The organism is Cytophagaceae bacterium ABcell3, assembly GCA_030913385.1.
In the GTDB taxonomy this organism is placed as follows: domain Bacteria; phylum Bacteroidota; class Bacteroidia; order Cytophagales; family Cytophagaceae; genus ABcell3.
Genome location: CP133159.1, coordinates 2,188,232 through 2,209,726, shown reverse-complemented (window position 1 = coordinate 2,209,726; position 21,495 = coordinate 2,188,232). Strand labels below are relative to the sequence as shown.

Genomic DNA, 21,495 nt, shown 5'->3' with positions numbered 1-21,495 from the left:
CCAATAGTCTAAACAATTTTGGTTCCCTTGATTACACTATCAAATATATTGATAATGCTTTCTGTCTTACTAGCCCACGTATGAAAATGATCAAGACATTCTTTTTTTCTATTCGTTAAAGCTTCATTAATAAAATTAGAAAAACTATTTTTATTATCAGCAACATATATATACTTTGACATTTCATTCATGCCAGCACCTTGAGTTCCAACCACCCCCAAACCCGCAGCAATATATTCATAAACTTTGATACTATCCGCTCCATGCTCAAGTTGATTCGTTACATAAGGAACGATGCCCAAATCAAAGTTGGTTACATATGATGGGTAAAGAGAATAATGGATATCTCCAAGGTAAAAAACATTTGGTGCTTGCTTAATTTTTGAAAAAACTTGTTTATCAATAACCTGACCTAAAATAACAAAACTTTTATCAGGGTGTTTCGACACAACATAGTTGAACAAATCATAATCAAACAGGTGTGTTATTTTACCTCCAAATCCAATTAATGGTCGGGGCAGTTTGTTGAGATGTTCAGGAACAGTATATTTTTGATTAAAAACCTCAACATCGACCCCATTTTTTACTAAATAGCACTTTTGGGGTTTATAAAATTTATCATAGTAAGCCAAGTTCTTTTTTGAATTTGTAACCCAAACACTTCCATTATGGGCAAACTCCTGATATGAACTTTTTAAATCTTGCTCAATTACTTTATTTTCTGGAAACAGCAAAAAGTTATCCCATGCGTCAAACACACATTGACGACCGAGCCCTTTCAGGAAGTTAACAGAAAAAATATTTTGTGTAAAAAACACATCTGGGCTGAAATTAATGTATGCCAAGCTTTTATTAAAACAATGTATAAAGTTTTCAGACCCAAAACTATCTAAAAACCATTTTTTCTTTTTCAAGATAGGGCCTAATACATCTCCTGATAAATAGTCAAAGACATATGTTTTCTCGTCTACTTTATATAAAGAAGAGTTTTTATACTTAAACACAACCTGGCCATTGATCTTTCTTTTTTTCTTTTTCAGAATCATCTCTACAAGAGTAATCGGCCGGTTGACAATTACAATTTTGTCTATCCTTTCACTTTGGGTCAAGTGATGTATGATATGCGAATCCCTCGTCCGGGCACCTTCCATCTCTATTTTACGCCAATCATGATAAGGTATACAAACTAAATTCATATATTTTTAATAGTAAAATTCTTATTAATTATTTGTAGAACAAACCTTTTTCTCAACCTTCCCCTTTTTATCCTTTAACAATACATCTGACCCATTGACTACAAAAAGATAAAATACAATGTTAAAAGCCAAGTCACTCAATGTATTTGAAAAGAAAGAGAAAACAAGAATCATTCCCAAGTAAAGAATTGCAGGACTCCAAAGCGAATTATATTTAAAGTAAACTCTTGTAAAAATAATAATTACTAAAATCACTCCAATAAACCCAATGTCATTATAAAACCATAGAAGTTGGCTAAAATTTGGGAATAAAGTAAACTCCTTATTTATAGGATCAAAATAACTATAAGGCCCGCTACCTATTACCTCAAAAGTTTGTTCTAAAAAATACAACAATATATCCCCCCTCTCAGCATATTTTGCTTGAGAAACTATATCGACAGCTGTAGATTCATAATCTTTTTCAAAAATTTTCTTATAAATAAACATATATTTTTCCTCAACTACTTCCTGATAACCAGAAAAAGCTAGAAACATAAAAAATAGACCGATACTACAGAATGAGACAATAACGATTCTTAAATTTAGGTTTACAACGGTAAAATAAAGAAATACAATTGCCAATAATAGTAAAGAGATATAAGAATTAGCAAAAAGGATGGTAAGAGAAAACCAGAAAATTAAAAACAACCTAGTCCCATTTCGTAGACCTGTCTTGTAAAACAGCAAATAAACAATAAGGCATAATAAGAAAAAACCAAGACCGTGATCGTTGGCAACAAAGAATGTCCCAAAACCTATATCAGTTTCAGAAACAGAACGTGCACTTACTGAAAGTATACTTGAGAAAAACGTCTGTTGAATAAAAATCACAGGAAGCTGTAATGAGCCTACAACAAACAAGAACTTGGTAAGCAAATGTAGTTTCCCTCGTAAATTATTTATAATAATATACGAAACAAGTGCGGGAATTACCGCAAAAAGAAGCATATAGAGCAAAATAAGAAAGACAGGTGTTTTATTGGAATAGCCCGAAACGGCAATTAATGCCATTAGTACTAGGAAAAACTTGGTTGGCAAAGCATCCTTCACCGACTGTAGCTTCTCTTTAATGTAAACCAAAAACAAAAGGAATGCGATTCCAACTGTCATGACTGTATTTGAAATCAGGCCAACCACCTGAAGTGAGCCACCAATTAGAAATGTCAAGACAAAAACAAAAAAAAGGAGTTTCCTATATTTAAAGCTGTCTGTTCCCAATTTACTCATTTTATGAAGACGAGTTCCTTTTTAATATTCTATCAACATTAACGGATAAATTCTCCATCCAAGCAGTCTCAAAAATAAACTCTTTATCTATTTTAGAGGCATTCTTAAATCCTTCCTTTGACAGTTGAACAATGTCATCTTCACCATTTATAACTATTTCTGGGCATAAATCTATTAAAGTTTCCATGCTATCTATTCCAGGAAGGTCAATTAAAACAACAGGGACTCCTAGCGCTATTGCTTCATAAAGAGCTGTAGAGTAAACCCCTACAATAAGCTCTGACCCAACCATAGTTTCATACAGATCCTGCTTGTCATTTTCAATAACATTTATCCCAGGCGAAGAGTCTAGCCCTTCATAACTTTTCCTCCAAGAGCTATACTCGGATGAATGTAGCTTATAGTTTATGGTATAATCTGAAGAAAGTTTGTTTCTCAACCTAAGCGCTATCTTTGCAAGCTCCTTTCCTATGGTTCCTTGTGAAATAAAAGTTATAACATTCTTATTTTGCGCATCTGCTCTCAACTTACTCACTCTTTCTGAGAAGAAAGGGTATCCCATGGTTAAAACCTTATCAGAAGGAATAGGAAATTGAATCCCATTTTTCCAAAAATCTCCAAAAGTAAATATATAGTCTGGATGATACTTGCATTTAATATTCAAGTCAGGAAAACTATATCCCATATGATTTTTAAAAATAGTCCCATGCTGAAGTTCGACAACCGGTATACCTAACCTTTTACACACGCTAGTAAGGGCAAAAGAGGAAGGCAGGTAATTTACCACTAAAAACATTATAGATGGACGCACCTTTGATAATAGTCTGAAGTAGAATTTTTCGTACATTTTATGCAGAGGAACTCGCTTATGCACCATTTTCTCAATATCACAGCAAACACCAAAACGACTGTTAACAGCATCTTCAATTTGTTGGATAAAACTTTCATCTTCACGTGTCAGCTTTACCCTTGACCGACTAGACTTCCACCTAATAAAAGTATCTTGTAGGTCTATAAATTTGATATCGGATGATTTTGCCGGTGTAAAATGCCTGCCTAAATAAGGATGTTCAAGAAAATAATAATCCATTTCCATTTTATCCAAAATAGGATCAACATATAGATCCCACCATAAGCCATCGATATACTTTCTACGGGGATGACCTACAAAAAAGAACTTTTTAGAACTGGTGTTAAACGGCTTGTTTAAGAAAAAATTTTTTATTGCACCGGAAACGATAAGTAATTTATCAACAATAGATTTACTACTGAGATTATCTTGAGCAGACCCATAAACACCTTTTTGCTCACAAATGGCTGAAAAGAGCGACACCCTTAACAGTATCCAGAAATCTATATTGTCTATTTTTTTGTTAAAAAGGTCAAACTGACGCTCTATTTCCCAGAACTGCTCACAAAGCGCTCTAATTTTAGAAGATTCTGAAATTGATGTACCTTTAATATCTGCTCTCATCTATATAAACAACAACTTAATAATCAACTACCTGAATTGAAGGTTTTCTTTTAGGAAAGGAATTTCTTTTTTTATAACGTAAAACCACCCTAACATCGTTAGCCCCATTATAAAGATTATACGTAAAACTAAAGAGTTTATTTCCCATGGAACAAAGGTATTATAGGTAAGATATATACACAGCACTCCAACTAAGGTGTTAGTCAAAAAACCGAGTTTGATAGGGTATCCAGAATCCTCAATACTGTTACTTCTAACATAAACCACAATAAAAGTTATAAAGTAAACTAAAAGATTGACCCACACCACTGTCATAAAACCAAAAACAGGGAGTAGAATTATATTAGCTGCGACTCCGGCCAAACCTGGAAACAAGGTAAGAACGGGAACTATCTTTGTCTTTTTATGAAAGAACAACGGTTTTATAACCAATGTATACTGCCCTTGAAAATAAATAGCATAAACAATTAGAGGGGTTATAAGAGCAGCTTGTGCATAATCTTCTGGTGCCAGTAAAAAAACTATCTCCCTAGCAAAAAGAGCTACAGACAGTGTCAATATGCCCATTATAATTAAATAGCAATTATTAAATGATCTATACATAAAAACAGCATCCTTACCTTTGACTTTTCGAGTTCTGTAAAACAAAGGGCTGTAGGCCATATCAATACAGGAAACAAAGATACTCATTACATTACCGATATTGACACTTAACTGATACAAACCAACATTAGATAAAGACACAAACCTTCCTAATATAACCCTATCTGAGGCAGACCGAAGCCAGTTTCCTAGCTGATGAGGAATAAGAGGAACACCAAACCTTAAATTATCTTTTGCATCCAAAGGAGAAAGCTTCATATCGGATACACGGAAAAAATTTTTGAAATAAAATATCCCCATGACCAATAAACCTGCCGAAATCGCCCCCACTGCCTGAGCATTAAGAATAGCCTCTGCACTACTTTCAACATTAAAAAGAACATACAGCACAAAAGCGAATTGCAAGAAAGTTTGTCCAATCCTACAGATAGCAAAGTTAAATGCTTGATATGTCGTCCTAAAGTAAGAACAAGCAAAATTAACCAACGTAGTACCTAGGGCAAATAGAACAATCCACAAAACAATACCTTTTCCTACTGGATTTTCAGCGAAAAGCCAGTTCCAGCTAACATAAAGAATTATGCCACAGAAAAGTGAAGAAACTAAAGAAGAGTAAATTCTTAACCAAAAGCTAGATTTTAAATATCCTAACAATCTAGCTTTATCGTCAAAGTAATCATGTATGAACCTAGCCAAAGAAGCACTCAGCCCTAAGTCAACCAGCGGGATAACAACCCCACATAAAGCCACCGCAGCACCGTAAAAACCATATTCTTCTGTACTCATCATCCTGGTGAATAGAGGAATCAAAAGAAGCAGAGATGCTTTTTCCAGAAGATTTCCAACTATATATACTGCTGATTTCTGAGCAAATTGGCCTGTTGCTGAACCTTTTTTCTTCGGATTAATATCCTTCCGAACCAAGCTGGTATCATCCGCTTGTTTAGTAGCAGGGTCTTGCATCATATATTATATTCGGCTTCATAAACCCGCACTAATTCCAAAAGGCGTTTGTTTTGTTCATGGTTCTTTCCCATAGAAAAAATAAAATCAAAATAATTATCCATTTTACATTTAAAGTTGTTATGGATATCCGATTTAAGCTTTTCACTTTCCAAACAAACATTCTTTAGACTAAAAGTCGGTTCAGGAATTTCCACTGCAAGTATGCTAACTTTCGGTAAAAACTTCAACATATCATTAATTCCCAACTCCACTTTCCAAAGCTCTGTGTTGTCTAACACATTTACCTTTCTTACAAAATCTTCTAACCTATTGCTAAGATCAATTTCAACAACTTTAGGAACACGATATCTTTTTTTAACATAACTAACAATGTCAGCTAAAAATTCTTGGGCAGGAGGCCATACAATAAGAGGAAACCAGACCCCTTCGCGTTCAAAAAGCTCATCCCTAACCTTATCTAAGGCCTGAAGAATTGGCTCTTCTATGCCGTAACCAGACAAAACAGATCTGCGATAGTCAACGACCTGACGCACTGGTTTAACATCAACTGGCAATTCTGCTATTTTAAAATATAGTGCAGTTGCTAGACGGTGGGCTCCATCTATAACACGTCCTTCCTGCGTCAAAGGAAGAGGAAAGCTTGCGTTGAACCCAGCTCTCTTAACACTTTTTACAAGAATAACCATGTTCATATAAGTGTCCCGGTTAACCCTAGCTTTCTGCATTTGCTTGTATACAGGCTTTAACCTATGGTCACCAAGATCTATAGAACGTGCTGTAAGATATCTTAACAAAACATCATACCTAGCAAATTCATTCCCAATAAACTGTCTTCCAAGAATAGCTCCTACAGGAACTTTCTGCATCATCTGAGCTTGCAAGTTTGGAGATATTCCTGAAAGTTTCTGATTGACCTTCGCCAGTAAAAATCTGAAAACAAAGGCACTGTCATTCCGACTCCTATAAAGAAATCCTCGAAACTTATTTATTCCCCCATCCCATACACCTGAGAGCCTCTTTAACAACTTAGGTTTATTTTTCTTTACTTGCTTTTTAGAAAATGCGAACTCTTTAACAAGGTTCCAGTCCCAATGCTCTGACGAAGTAGCGTATTCCTCAAGGAGCTTAATATCCTTAAGCTGTTCCTTCTTATGTTTTCGTATTAACCTGCCTAAAATTACTTCCGGGCGAGCTATTTTATAGCCATTAACCCTTAGATAGTATTTGTCAGAATGAATAAGTTTATCATCTTTTACGAAAGGCATTCCCCATCCTACTTTTACATCAACATTTTCAGGGAGCTGAGATGTAATGTCTGAAGGAGAATCCCTGTACTTAGACCTGTTCAATACAATATCTATATCATTATGCTCTCTTATTCCCAACATACTTAAAGCAGCTCCGCCTACTATACAGAAATCTTCAGATGGCACCTCTATCCCCCTCAATTCATGATCAAGATCACATGTATTTTGTAACATAACTTATAAATATTTCCTAACAAAGGTCGTCAGACTACCTTCTTAACATACTAATATACCAAATAAAATTAAAGTTTTTAACTTACCCTAAACTTCAATTTTTTTCGCTGTACCTCTTCTATATCAAGTACATCTTTTGGCTTAAATGTCAATGCTTTCTGTACAGCATGCAAGTCACGGACGATCCTCCGCAGGCCGTCAGGCTCTAAAGATGCTGAGTGATCTGTGCCCTTCCATGTACGGTCAAGTGTATAATGCCGTTCAATCCATTCTGCACCCAATGTATAAGCGGCCACATCTACAGCAATACCCAAATGGTGACCGGAGAAACCTATAGCTTTCACCTTGTCTCCATACTTTTCCTTTAATGTAACTATATCTAAAAGGCAAATATCTTCGAATGGCACCGGATAACCCGATGTGCAATTATAAACAACCAAATCTTTATTACGCCCTCTCTCTACAAAAAACCTGATCAGGTCATCAATTTCCTGTTTAGTGGTCATACCTGTAGATACATGTAATTCACCTTCATAATGATCACAAAGCCACCCCAACATTTCATAATGATTGTTGCATGCTGAAGGTATCTTTATCAAAGAAGGCTTTAGAGCCGCAATTTCCTTGGCAGAGGTTAGGTCCCAGACAGAAGTGGAATATGTGATGTCAAGTTCTTCGCAATAACGCTTCAGTTCTGCATGTTGATCAGCCGTAAATTCCAAAAATTCCCTATGCTCTCCATATGTATCTCCATATGAATTAGCTGGGTTGGGGTGTGGGGCAGCATATTGCTCGGGAGTTAAAAGCTCTTTGTTATTGCGTTTCTGAAATTTAACAACATCGGCTTTACAAAATATTTTGGCAACTTTCACTAGCTCTTTGGCTATTTCCATATCGCCCTTGTGGTTGCAGCCTATTTCTGCTATGACTTTTGGTGTATTCATTATTATTTTAGCCGGTTATTTATTTTCAAAATCATCTCAATTGCTTCTCTGATAGCTTTATCTCCCCCTTGGGACTGAAGGACAAAATCTGCAGAAAATTTTATTTTTTCTACAGCATTATTAGGAGTCAAACTCCAATTTACACTCAACATATTAGCTAAATCATTAATATCATCCCCAACATAAGCTATTTCACACCTTCTTATATTATTGATTTTGCAGATTTGATCCAGCAAGGCATATTTATCTTTAACTCCTTTATAGTAATTTTCTATTTTGAGCTTTTCCATTCTCCTATCAACAATGGGACTGTCTTCAGAAGTAATCACTATAAGCATTAACTGATTTTCACGCGCAATTTCAAAACCCATTCCATCCCTAAGACTAAACGATTTGGCAAGTTCTCCATCAGGTCCTGTCAAAACATTTCCTCCTGTAAAAACCCCATCCACATCCAAAACTAAAGCCTTTGTTTTACTTTGAAGATTTTTACCTTGTATAAGACGGTTATGAAGCAACTGCTCAACTACTGTCCAGTCAGAAGGCTCGTCAATTTCAGTAAAGGTTTCTTCAGACATTTCAACCAAAGCAATATTCCCTCCTAGCCTGTTTTTAGTTTCAAGATAAACATCTTTTTTAATAGCATAGACGGCTCCATTTTCTATAAAAAGACCTTGGAAGTCCTGTCTTCTGGGCCTTTCCATATATTTATAATTCAGGCTTTCTCCATCTTCGGACCAGATAAATCTTTTAGAGTTTACCACTGTCAACACTGAATCAGCCTCTTTATTCTTAAGCTTATTCAGGACTGCGTTTATATCTTCAGATTTAGTAAAAGGGGATGTAGCCTGAAGAAGACAAAAGATATCAAAATCATAGTTTAAGCTTTCTGCTAATTCCAGCATCCCCGCTTCGGTGCTTGCTGTATCGGTAGCAGAGCATTTACTACGTTCCCAAAATTTGACTTTATCTGTCCAGAGATAATCCTTTTCAACTCTCGCTTTAAGTTCGGGGTCATCAGAAAATATGTAAATTTCATCAAGGTCGCTAAATATAGCTTCAGAGAGAACCCATTGATATAATGACCGCCCTAAAAGCTTCTTTGTATTCTTACCTGGAATACCTTTAGAACCCTTACGAAGCGGAATTATCGCTACTGATTTCATAATAAAAAATAAAAGCTATCTTATGACAAATAGCTTTTACGCTTAAGTTTATGTATTAATTATTAGTTGACAGGCTTTCTGTACTTTAGTTTCACACGCTGCACTTCTTCAATATCAAGTACATCTTTATGTTTATGTGTCAAAGCTTTCTTAACAACATTCAGGTCTCTTACAAGTCTTCTAAGTCCATCAGGTTCTAAGGATGCGGAGTGATCTGTCCCTTTCCACGTCCTGTCAAGTGTATAATGCCTTTCTATCCATTCCGCACCCAGTGTACAGGCTGCTACATCAACGGCTATTCCCAAATGATGACCAGAGAAACCTATAGCTTTAACTTTATCTCCATATTTCTCCTTCAGCGTCAGAATATCTAAAAGACAGATATCTTCAAACGGAACAGGATAACCTGAGGTGCAGTTATAAACTACCAGATCCTTGTTACGACCTTTTTCTACAAAAAAGTTAATTAATTCCTCTATTTCATCTTTTGTAGTCATTCCGGTTGACACATGTATCTCGCCTTTATAGTTCTGGCACAGCCATCCGAGCATTTCATAGTGGTTATTGCAGGCAGAAGGTATTTTTATAAGTTCCGGGTTAAGTGCTGCTATTTCTTTGGCAGATGTCAGATCCCATACTGAAGTAGAATATACTATTTCAAACTCATCACAGTATCTTTTCAACTCTGCATGCTGCTCTGCAGTAAATTCAAGATACTCACGATGTTCCCCATAAGTACTGCCATAGGAATTTGCAGGATTAGGATGCGGTGCATCATACTGTTCAGGGGTTAATAGTTCCCTGTTGTTACGCTTCTGAAATTTAACAACATCAGCTTTACAAAATATCTTGGCAACCTTCACTAGCTCTTTGGCTATTTCAATATCGCCTTTGTGGTTGCAGCCTATTTCTGCTATAACTTTTGGTGTATTCATGAAAAATCTATGTTATCTTATAATAATATTTTGGGTTTCCCATTTATTTAATCAATGTTATTTCTAAAAAAAACAGCCTACCAATACTCGTTTAGCAGCTTCTGCCTCACGGAAAGACCTTGTTTATTTCCTAACATTTGCACATACACTTCCATCTAGGACTTAGAGGCTATAACATATAATAACACAAATAAAAGCTTCAAACTTTCAAGATGCCCAAAAAGTAATCCTATTAATGTTACTGCCAGTCAGAAAAGTAGATGGGTATTAACACTAATATTCAACTCCTACATCCACGCCTATTCAAATTACCTATTTAAATAGAAAGTGAAAGCTATTTGTCTTTGCATATTGTCCTTTTATATAGACAACAAAACAAGCAAATACTAAACCTAAAAACAAAAATCCTATTAATATTAACCCGCGTTTGGGCTCACTCTTATAAACAGGTACACTTACAGGCTCTAGAACCTTAAAAACAGGAGTTTCCTCCTGAACAGTAATCTGCGCTTGTTCCAGCTGCTGAGCAAGACTGTTGTAAATATTATAGGCAAGGTTAAACTCTGACTGCAAGAACTCTTCATCTGTCCTGACTGATGCAGATATAATATTCCTATTTTGATCTCGAAATTTTGCCAAAGCTTTTTGAGACTTCCTATATTTCGCTTCAGCTTCTTTGTGTCTTTCTTGTATAAAATCAAGGTTTAACTTGGCCTTTTCCAAACGATAATCCGCTACATAACTTGTAAGGTACCTAACTGACTTATCAGCGACGAAAGCAGCTACATATGGATCAGGCATTTTTGCAGTTATAGTAATAATTCCAGATTTTTTATCTATTTCTGCCGACACTCTCTTTTGGATATTTTCTACAATAGCACTTTCCTCTTTACTAAACTTCAAAGTAATAAATTCCTGTTTAACAACCGAATTTAATGAATCATTATCCTCTTTGTGAAACAACAATCCTGGCAAACCTAAAGTGTATTTCTTGACATAAGAAAAAGGGCTTCTACCACTTTTAGCAATTAAATAATCGTAAACCTGAACACTTGTGTCTGAATCAACCAGATAAACATTTTCTTTCATTAAAAAAGCACCAAAAGCCATGCTATTAACAATGTCTGGGTACAAATCTGGCCTTACAGCATCTGATCCACCCATCCCTTCTAAATTTAGCCCACCGAGAGCAGCAAGCCCTCCTAACTTGTTAAGCATACCATTCCCTTTTCCGGAATTAATTTCAGGTAAAAGCTTGACTCTGGTCTCATACTCTTCTTGACTTACGAAACCATACAAAATACCTAAAACTGCCCCTATTAGGCATGACTTCAAAATCAAGGATCTGCCATCCCAAAGAATCTTGAAAGTTTCTAGAAGATTAGAATCATTGTCATCTTCTGGGAGATTAGTCAAAACTTCTTTTCCTTCAAAAACTGTATCTTTAGTTTCCGCTTCTTTCATTCTTAACCGACATTAATTAAGCATATTAATCAGGGTAACAATAACCATACCGAGCGAAGCAAACCCAGTACCCAATCCTAGCGCTTCCTGAGTAGTCATTTTTCTTCTTTCTGGTTTCTCTGGAACAATAATCTCTGCTCCACGTTCTACCTTTGGGTAATCTTTAAAAAGCAGATAATTCCTTGTCCGTGCCACTTCTCCATTGGCATAAACCACGTAGGTTTTCCTTCTCAAGGCTTGTTTATTGAATCCCCCTACCTGAGATACGTAGTTTTTGAAGCTTCTGTTTTCTTCATACCGCACACTTCTAGGAAATAGCACTTCTCCTTTAACTTTTACTGTTTGAAGTTTTAAAGGAATCTTTAGCACATCACCCTCCATTAATATTAAATCTTCGTCTCCTTTGGGCTTCTCCATAATTTTGTGCAAATCTATATCTACTGTCCCAGTATTGGCTAACTTCCGTTCCAATCTGGCACCCCTTGGGTAGGCAGATGCAGTTAAGCCTCCTGATCTTGCCAGTAAATCAGAAATTCGCTCATCTTTATCCTGTATAGCATAACGTCCAGGATACAAGACCTCTCCTTCAATTTCTACATTATGTTGCACTTCATATCCCGGTGCTCTCCTGACATAAACATGGTCGAATGGACTTAGCACAAACTCTGAATCTTTATCACTCAAGCTTAGGTTCTCATCAACATCAAAGTGGTACACTTCTGCAATTTTACTCTTAGCTGAAGTCGGGTCTGCATTACGCACACGTCTGGCCACCTCTATCCTTTCTATAGATGCAGACTCTTTGAACCCGCCAGCTTGTAAAATAAAGTCCTTCAATGTCAGGTTTTCCATATAAGGAAAATCTCCCTCTTTATGCACATCCCCCGAAATAGAGACGCTAAACTTGTCCCTTAATTCATAAATTGAAGACACCCTAATAAGGTCTTCCCTTACAAGCTCAATATCCTCACTTTCACCATTCATGATCTTTGTCAAGTCGATTGGCAATACTTCAATGGTAAAGTCATCACGGGTTCTATATATTGCGGCACGGTGAAGGTAAGCATCCCCACGAAGTCCATCGGCTTTGTCAATAAGTCCTTTTACAGTCATACCTTCCGATAGCTCAAAATCCCCTTCACGGAACACTGCTCCTACTATTTCTACACGATTTTCAAACCTATCCAAGATAGGGTCCACATAAACAACATCTCCATTATCTAATATAAGGTTTCGAGCATCCGCCATAAGTATATCCAACATCCTCCGTTCTTTGCCTGTGTTCCTCTTAATCTTTACTCTATTTGTATAAGCACGATCAGAAAACCCTCCGGCGAACTCCAAAAGATCCTCTACAGTTTCTCCTTTTTTCATTTCAAAGAAACCTTCTCGTTTAACCTCTCCCTCTATTCTAACACGTTGATCATAAGGCCTTATGCGGATAATATCCTGATCTTGCAATCTGATGTTATTTTGCTGGTCTCCTTGCACCAAAAAGTCATATACATCTAATACAGCTATCTTTTTATTCTCCCTCCAAACTTCAATATTTCGGAAAGACCCGTTTTCAGAGGGGCCGCCTGAAACATACAAAGCGTTAAATACAGTAGACAAGGATGACAAGGTATATGTCCCTGGTGTTTCTACCTCGCCTACAAGACTGACCTTAATACTTCTCACCCGACCAAGACTTACTTGGGCATAGGTATTGGCAGCTCGTCCCCCACTTGTTTTAAGGCCACTATATATAGATGACAAACGGTTGATAATCCTATTAGATGCTTGATCTACATTGAGGCCATTTACATATACCGGCCCTATACCAACAATATTAATAGTACCTTCGCGACTGATGGTTTGACGATAGTTCTGTTGCGAAGCTCCCCATATATCGATAACCAACTCATCTCCCGCACCAAGCTGGTAGTTTTTGGGTGTAGGAATGTTAATGCTCGGTTCAAAAGTAAGGTTTTTGGTATTAAAAAGGTTAAACCCGTAAACCCTATTGCTGTCCCTCAATACACTATCTTCTTGAGCTGCTTTCAAAGTTTGTTCCTTTATCTTAGCTAAAGAAACATCATGGTCATCATCAGCATCTTCTATGACTTCTTTATTATCTGCTTCTGCCATAGCAGAGTCCTGCTGCATTGACAGTTGGTTTACCCTTTCTCTAAGTTTAGCAATTTGATCAGCCTTCATACCTTTAGCACGCGCTGCCATTTCCAACTCCTGTTCACTATACCCACTCTTTTCAGCCTGCTTAATAAAGTTTCTAATCTGATCATCAGAAAGCTCATCGACATTGATATTCTGCAAGTCCCTAGCAGACAGGTTTTGCTGACCATAAGAATGATCAGCTATAAACAACAATTGAAAAACTACAAGAAATAAAACAGCAATCCTTGTATTGAAGAAACACATGTTCATTAATATGAATTAAATGTACTACGTTTTTTAAAGGTTAAAATCAACACCTTGTCAAAATTACATATTTAAAACGAGATTTTATAAAAGATGATATATATAGTATCTAAAAAATAAAGAAACCGTGAACATTTTTCTAAAAAAACTGTTAACCGCTAAAGTTTACAATCTTTCGTCAGGATACCCCCACCACATCATCGGTAGGAGGAACGACGAAGAAATCTATCGTCAGGTTATTTAACACTTACGCTGTCAGGACCAAAGGACGCTGACAGGTAATAATCACTTGGATATTTAATACGCTCCCGCAAACAATCAACCAACACAGCTTATTGACATAGTTTAATATTTGGAAAGTCACATCCTACCTTACCCCAACAGACCCCGCAACAGGTGCGGGGAGGCAGCTATATTGTTTATTTTAGCGTTTAAAACAACTGTCTGAACCGGGATTTTCAGGATGAAAGGATAGACAGGATTAAAGGGAAGATGTTTTTACAATCTATCAAAAAAACTAACACCCGAAGCTTGTAATAACCTCCAAACTGGCAAGAGCCGAAAAGTAGACAAATAGATTAACACAATAATCAGCAGCCCGGTAGCTACTAAGGGCGGGTGGGCTTACCCGTCAGCGTCCAAAGACCTGACGGCGTATGGAGGCAAGAAGGATCTGTCAGACGCTGGCATTTGCTTTGATGGTGTAAAGATTTGATTGTAGTGCCGATTTTTTATCAGCATGAACTATATTGTTTGTTTTAGACCTTTTACCCCAACGTCATTGCGAGGAGGAACGACGAAGCAATCTCACCGTCAGGTTATTTAACACTTACGCTGTCAGGACCAAAGGACGCTGACAGGTAGTAATCAACTTGGGTATTTAATACGCTTCCACAAACAATCAACCAACACAGCTCCCCCCAAACAGATCCTTCCTGCGTCAGGATGACATAAAGAAGTGTCCAGGGAAGAGGGAATATAACTTTGGTATCGTTACTGGTCAATTAAACAACCACAAGTCCTTAACCCAAACAGACCCCGCAACAGGTGCGGGGAGACAGCTATATTGTTTATTTTTAGCGTTTAAAACAACTGTCTAAACCGGGATTTTCAGGATGAAAGGATAGACAGGATTAAAGGGAAGATGTTTTTACAATCTATCAAAAAAACTAACACCCGAAGCTTGTAATAACCTCCAAACTGGCAAGGGCCGAAAAGTAGACAAATAGATTAACACAATAATCAGCAGTCCGGTAGCTACTAAGGGCGGGTGGGGATTCTATGGCTGGCGTGGGCATATTGCGGCTTGTGGGGTGCCGGATTTTTAAAAATGCCGCCCCACTATTCATTTACATTACCCCATTACCCCAACGTCATTGCGAGGAGGAAACGACGAAGCAATCTCATCGTCAGGTTTAGTATTAAACACTTACACTGTCAAGAAAAGGTTGTGCGTTTAGTGCGTGGCAATATGCCTTTCAGCCATAGTGTCCTTTTTTGGTTACCTTTTTTGGACAAGCAAAAAAGGTAAGAAAAAATGGAGAATGAGCTTTAGGTAACATTAGCTCATTAGGTTTATTAACAAGGTGATCACCTTAATAATTTGATAATGCTATAATCGTCAGGTCTAGTACTATTCCCCACAAAGAATCAACCAGCACAGCTTACCGCAAACAGATTGCCGCGGCATTTTTTCATAAGAAACTTAAAGACTTAAAATTCAACCCAAAGAACTTTACCCACTATTACCTCGTGCCTCGCAATGACGGTTACATTCTGGTTTTTCTGCTAATTAAAACCTTCACTCATAATTGGTATCGTTACTGATCAATTAAACAACCACAAGTCCTTAACCCAAACAGACCCCGCAACAGGTGCGGGGAGACAGCTATATTGTTTATTTTTAGCGTTTAAAACAACTGTCTGAACCGGGATTTTCAGGATTAAAGGATAGACAGGATTAAAGGGAAGATGTTTTTACAATCTATCAAAAAAACTAACACCCGAAGCTTGTAATAACCTCCAAACTGGCAAGGGCCGAAAAGTAGACAAATAGATTAACACAATAATCAGCAGTCCGGTAGCTACTAAGGGCGGGTGGGCTTACCCGTCAGCGTCCAAAGACCTGACGGCGTATGGAGGCAAGAAGGATCTGTCAGACGCTGGCATTTGCTTTGATGGTGTAAAGATTTGAATGTAGTGCCGATTTTTTATCGGCATGAACTATATTGTTTGTTTTAGACCTTTTACCCCAACGTCATTGCGAGGAGGAACGACGAAGCAATCTCATCGTCAGGTTGTTTAACACTTACGCTGTCAGGACCAAAGGACGCTGACAGGTAGTAATCAACTTGGGTATTTAATACGCTCCCGCAAACAATCAACCAACACAGCTTATTGACATAGTTTAATATTTGGAAAGTCACATCCTACCTTACCCCAACAGACCCCGCAACAGGTGCGGGGAGACAGCTATATTGTTTATTTTTAGCGTTTAAAACAACTGTCTGAACCGGGATTTTCAGGATGAAAGGATAGACAGGATTAAAGGGAAGATGTTTTTACAATCTATCAAAAAAACTAACACCCGAAGCTTGTAATAACCTCCAAACTGGCAAGGGCCGAAAAGTAGACAAATAGATTAACACAATAATCAGCAGTCCGGTAGCTACTAAGGGCGGGTGGGCTTACCCGTCAGCGTCCAAAGACCTGACGGCGTATGGAGGCAAGAAGGATCTGTCAGACGCTGGCATTTGCTTTGATGGTGTAAAGATTTGAATGTAGTGCCGATTTTTTATCGGCATGAACTATATTGTTTGTTTTAGACCTTTTACCCCAACGTCATTGCGAGGAGGAACGACGAAGCAATCTCACCGTCAGGTCTAGTAATATACTGTCTGAACCGGGATTTTCAGGATGAAAGGATAGACAGGATTAAAGGGAAAAGATGTTTTTACAATCTATTAAAAAAACTAGCACCCAAAGCCAGCGGTAACCTCCAAACTGGTAAGAGCCAAAAAGTAGACCAAAAAAACAACTTCATAATCAGCAGACCGGTAGCTACTAAGGGCGGGCGGGGACTCTATGGCTGGCGTGGGCATATTGCGGCTTGTGGGGTGCCGGATTTTTAAAAATGCCGCCCCACTATTCATTTACATTACCCCATTACCCCAACGTCATTGCGAGACCTAATTTTTGGCTCTGCCAAACACACAAAATAAGATGACGTGTATTATTTTTATTTTTGTAGAACCTGTACCCATGGCCGCGTTACATTTAGTGCTATTGCCTGCTTGCGAGTATGGTTGGGAAGGATGGAGTCACAAATTTTGGTACTTTCTTTTAATTGGAAATGTCCGTTCGGTAGTCTTTCATGCGATATCTCCTTCCTGTACAGGATTTTATCACTAAAAGTTAATATGATCGATGGAAAAATTAAGAGCTAATGCTGCTGGAGTAGACATTGGGGCAAAGAAGATCTTTGTCTCAGTTGGAGGAGAGCAAGTGCGCTCCTTTGGTACATTTACAGAAGAATTTCGTTTGGCCTGTGATTACCTGGTGTCAAAGGGCGTCGAATCGGTAGCGATGGAAGCTACCGGTGTTTACTGGGTTATCTTATATGAGATACTAGAAAAGGCCGGTTTAGATGTATGGTTGGTGGATGGAAGACAGACCAGACAGGTTCCCGGCCGAAAAACAGATGTTAAAGACTGTCAGTGGATACAGCAGTTGCATAGTTACGGACTGTTGAACCGGTGTTTTGTGCCTGATGAGCAAGTTAAAGAAATCAGGAGATATCAGAGGTTGCGGGAGGACCATATCAGAACAGCATCGATGCACATCAACCATATGCAAAAAGCTTTAACCGAAATGAATATCCGCCTCAAAGAGGTTATAAACCAAATACAGGGAGCGAGTGGCCTGAGAGTCATAGAAGCAATCATAGAAGGAGAAAGGGACAAGCACAAACTATTAAGCCTTTGCCATAAAAGTATCAAGGAAAAAAAAGGGGACTTGGTATTGAAGGCTTTAGAGGGACATTATACAGAAGCTGGGCTATTTGCTTTACAGCAAGCTTACGAAGCGTATCTTTTTTACCAAGGGCAAATCTCCCAATGCGATAAAAAAATACAGCAAGCGATGGAAAGAAGTAACAGGTACCACCAGGACAAAGACGCCAAAGACGAAATAGAGTCAGTAAAAGGCCGTAAGCCGATCAGGCACAACAAACCTCAGGTAGATAACCTGGGAGGCCATTTAATTAAAATATTTACAGGTAGAGACGCTACAGACCTACCTGGCATAACGGACTATACATGGCTACAACTCTATGCTGAAGTAGGGTATGATCTAGAAAAGTGGCCTTCGGAAAAACAGTTTACATCTTGGCTAGGGTTGTCCCCCGGACAGAATGATTCCGGGAAAATGAAAAAAAATGCAAAAAAGAAATTTAGGCCAAAAGCAGGGCAAATTTTCAGGCAGATTGCACAAAGTTTGATTGAGAGCAAAAAAATTGCACTAGGCGCATTTGGCAGAAGAATAAAAGCCAAACGAGGCCCTGGCGTAGCTGTGAAAGCAACAGCTAGAAAACTTGCTGTTCTATATTGGCGGTTAATGGTTAAAGGGCTTGACTATACAGAAAGGGGAATAAAGAAATATGAAGAACTAATGAAAATTCAGCGAGAAAAGTGGTTGATGAAAACGGCAAAGAACCTAGGATACCAACTTACTGTTTGTGAGGAAGTTTGAAAGATACGTCATCGGTAGGAGGAAACGACGAAGCAATCTCATCGTCAGGTTTAGTATTAAACACTTACACTGTCAAGAAAAGGTTGTGCGTTTAGTGCGTGGCAATATGCCTTTCAGCCATAGTGTCCTTTTTTGGTTACCTTTTTTGGACAAGCAAAAAAGGTAAGAAAAATGGACAATGAGCTTTAGGTGACATTAGCTCATTAGGTTTATTAATAAGGCGATCAATTTAATGATTTCAAAAGAATACATCCTGCCTTAACCCCAAACAGCCCCCGCAACAGGTGCGGGAAGCCAGCTATATTGTTTGTTTTAACAAACCTACATCACCTAGCTAAACGATAGGCAACACCTCCGGTAAAACCATAGTTAATATTCCCTTTTGCATTATACATAGTACGAAGAAAAACACCAGCGAAACCGCGGATTTTGTCGGCTATGTAAAACTGAACACCTGGCTCAATTTTTAATCCAAATGCAAGGGCGGGGATATCATTATACTCAAAATCAGCTTGTCCGTCTGAGAAAGTTCTACGATTGGCAATGAGATAGTTTACATTAGGACCAAAAGCAAGGTAAAAGTTGCCCTGGGAAATAATCATCTCCGCAGGTAGGGACAGGTAATAACAATACATCCTATCTGCCCTCACCGGGTAATTATTAGGCTGCCTGGAGTAGTAGGTTTTGTAGCCGTTGCTAAGCAAAAACAAACCTGTACGGATACCGATTCCTTCTTTAAAGTAGTGGGTAAACTCTACCCCACCGGAATGGGCAAACCTAGAACGGATTTCCTGATACTCCGACTGAAAGCCCCAAGAAGGCTTGTCCCAGAAAAGCAAGTTGGCAAACCCAGGCTCTGACCGCAACCCTATAAAAGTTTGGCTGCTTGCCTGAAACGACAAAAATAGTACAAGAGTAGATAGTAGAATATTGCGCATAGCTGTAAAAATATAAGAAACCTTTGTACAACCCAAGTTACACCCGAACTGTTTGTACCTCAGCATCAAATTTAATAAAAATATTTTTCTTTCTTACTACAAAATTTCTTTAACCGAAAAAGAACTTTGACTAAAAATCATAATACTTGTTTCGTAGATTCGTGCTTAAGCCTACGGAAACAAAATTCATTCCCTGCTGTCCCAGTTCAGAATGTTGATAGCGGCGCATGAAGTTTACCTCAAAACGCATATTGGTATGCGGATTTATAATGTAGGCAAACAAACACCCGAACCAGTGCAGATGGGTAGTGACACCTTGGCCGATCTCTCCTGGAATCTGGTTAGAACGAATATTAATGTCTGATTCTGTTAAAAGAACATTCTGTCCCCAAGCAACATTCCCCGTATCAGCACCAAACATTGCATAAGAATATCTGCCTTCTATAAAAAAACGCTTATAGCGATAGCTAATAAAATTCACATTCTCTCTAAAATTAGCTCCTAAAGGATGCGCCAATGCCTGATTGTAGTGGGTATAGGTCTGTGAGGCTAGACGATGGGTATAGGTATAAGGACTTACTTGATTATATTCGCTTTGCAGCCTCAGGTTTTCCACCTTGAAGGCGTCCAACCATACAAAACCTGTCTGAAAGCCCCACTTTTGGCGGTAATGTGTGGGGTTTCTAAACTCAGAAAGTCTCAAATCATCTATTACCCCTTGTCCATAGACCCAAAACCTATCTCCAATAAGGTATTTGAGGTTAATCCCTATCAATGCCCTGTCTTCTGAACCGAGTGCAAACTCCAAGGGACGGTACATAATGACCGGGTTCAGGTAATTGACATCAAAACCTCTGGATATGGAATCGCCACTATGCCACATCACATTTTCAAACAAACCGACCTGTAGCCGTTTACCAATGGTGGTACTGAGGTAGTGAAAAGCGGAATACTTTTTGGGGTGTGTGACATTCCTGTCCTCGGCAAGGTTCAAGAATTCGGTAAACATATTGGTATATTGAAACTTCCAGATGGTGGTGGTCAACTGTATATAAGGATAAGCAAATGCATTGTCTGACAACAAAAGCGAGCGGTAACCGTCTCCTATAAAATGTTTTCCATGTCCTGCACGGACATTAAAGTATTTGGAAGGCGTCCACGAAATATGCCCCATGGCCATATTGTAGTCAAAAAACTGTCCTTTAAAAGGTTTCTGTTGCCCTTGCCCAGGTACCACGTCATATTCCCGCACCCATGAATCCAAATAGTGGGGGAAAGCCGCCTGATTTTCATAAAAAGAAGACTCAAAGGAAAAGTTTTTGCCTATCGCCCCCCTTACCCAAACGCCGCGAGTATTTACCCAAGTATGTTGACGCCTATTGATATCCATCCCCCTTTGAAAGTCAAACAAAGGATCTATGGTTAGGTAAAAATCTCCCGTGTCTACTTTGATGAAATGATGGTTCAAGAAATTATCAAGCGCCCGTCCGAAAAACCTTTTTCTACTGATCTTATAAGGCTTAAAATCATATAAAGGATCTTCTTGTAAAACAGTATCAGCCTGCGGCTGCAAAAAAGGCCGCATAGAAGTATGCATCTTTATCTCCCCATCCTGGTGAATAAAAGGTTCATACGCCTGGTGTACATGCCGGTTCAAAGGAACATTGAAGGGCTGAGCCAAACCTGATGAAGAAAATAAAAGAAGTAAAATCAGTATGCGATACACAGTATCTCAGGAATATAAATTATAATATAAATTAACCACCAAAGTCGACAATCCAAGCTACCTAATCACATCATCGAATCATCAATAACCGTCATTGCGAGGAGGCAACGACGAAGCAATCTCATCCCCCAAACGTCATTGCGAGGAGGTAACGACGAAGCAA

General features: G+C 38.3%; 13 protein-coding genes. 1 reads left to right on the top strand and 12 read right to left on the bottom strand.

Translation table 11 applies throughout. The features are described from left to right. Positions 1-8: 8 nt before the first annotated feature. From RCC89_08940 to RCC89_08895, 10 genes are all read right to left on the bottom strand, one after another. A complete protein-coding gene (locus tag RCC89_08940; protein ID WMJ73287.1) occupies positions 9-1,046 on the bottom strand; it encodes a hypothetical protein in 1,038 nt (345 codons plus the stop codon). Positions 1,047-1,220: 174 nt separating this feature from the next. Next, positions 1,221-2,465 carry a hypothetical protein gene (locus tag RCC89_08935; GenBank protein WMJ73286.1) on the bottom strand — a complete coding sequence of 415 codons (1,245 nt, stop codon included), beginning with the start codon at positions 2,463-2,465 and terminating at the stop codon, positions 1,221-1,223. Position 2,466: 1 nt separating this feature from the next. Continuing rightward, positions 2,467-3,939: a hypothetical protein gene (locus RCC89_08930; protein ID WMJ73285.1), complete on the bottom strand. Its 1,473-nt coding sequence runs from the start codon at positions 3,937-3,939 to the stop codon at positions 2,467-2,469. A 27-nt stretch (positions 3,940-3,966) separates the two neighbouring features. Beyond that, positions 3,967-5,508: an oligosaccharide flippase family protein gene (locus tag RCC89_08925; protein WMJ73284.1), complete on the bottom strand. Its 1,542-nt coding sequence runs from the start codon at positions 5,506-5,508 to the stop codon at positions 3,967-3,969. Then, positions 5,505-6,989 (bottom strand): hypothetical protein, encoded by a 1,485-nt coding sequence (locus RCC89_08920; GenBank protein ID WMJ73283.1) that lies wholly within the window; start codon positions 6,987-6,989, stop codon positions 5,505-5,507. Before RCC89_08920 ends, RCC89_08925 begins: the two co-directional genes overlap by 4 nt. Before the next feature lie 77 nt (positions 6,990-7,066). Then, positions 7,067-7,933 carry an N-acetylneuraminate synthase family protein gene (locus RCC89_08915; GenBank protein WMJ73282.1) on the bottom strand — a complete coding sequence of 289 codons (867 nt, stop codon included), beginning with the start codon at positions 7,931-7,933 and terminating at the stop codon, positions 7,067-7,069. Positions 7,934-7,935: 2 nt separating this feature from the next. Then, complete coding sequence (locus RCC89_08910) at positions 7,936-9,099, bottom strand: HAD hydrolase family protein (GenBank protein ID WMJ73281.1); 1,164 nt, start codon at positions 9,097-9,099, stop codon at positions 7,936-7,938. A gap of 62 nt (positions 9,100-9,161) precedes the next feature. Further along, the gene (locus RCC89_08905) at positions 9,162-10,034 is read right to left on the bottom strand and encodes an N-acetylneuraminate synthase family protein (protein ID WMJ73280.1); all 873 of its coding nucleotides are present in this window, start codon (positions 10,032-10,034) and stop codon (positions 9,162-9,164) included. A 312-nt stretch (positions 10,035-10,346) separates the two neighbouring features. Next, a complete protein-coding gene (locus RCC89_08900; GenBank protein WMJ73279.1) occupies positions 10,347-11,498 on the bottom strand; it encodes a Wzz/FepE/Etk N-terminal domain-containing protein in 1,152 nt (383 codons plus the stop codon). 12 nt (positions 11,499-11,510) lie between these two features. Next, entirely contained in the window at positions 11,511-13,919 is a 2,409-nt protein-coding gene (locus tag RCC89_08895) for an SLBB domain-containing protein (GenBank protein ID WMJ73278.1), read from the bottom strand. A 3,426-nt stretch (positions 13,920-17,345) separates the two neighbouring features. Here RCC89_08895 and RCC89_08890 point away from each other — a divergent pair. Next, positions 17,346-18,668, top strand: coding sequence for an IS110 family transposase (locus tag RCC89_08890; protein WMJ73277.1), 1,323 nt, complete (start codon positions 17,346-17,348; stop codon positions 18,666-18,668). Between the two features lie 326 nt (positions 18,669-18,994). On the opposite strand, the gene RCC89_08885 is transcribed toward RCC89_08890, so the two are convergent. Both RCC89_08885 and RCC89_08880 read right to left on the bottom strand, forming a co-directional pair. Then, entirely contained in the window at positions 18,995-19,606 is a 612-nt protein-coding gene (locus RCC89_08885; protein ID WMJ73276.1) for an outer membrane beta-barrel protein, read from the bottom strand. Between the two features lie 130 nt (positions 19,607-19,736). Further along, positions 19,737-21,287, bottom strand: a complete 1,551-nt coding sequence (locus RCC89_08880) for a hypothetical protein (GenBank protein ID WMJ73275.1) — start codon at positions 21,285-21,287, stop codon at positions 19,737-19,739. Positions 21,288-21,495: the final 208 nt, after the last annotated feature.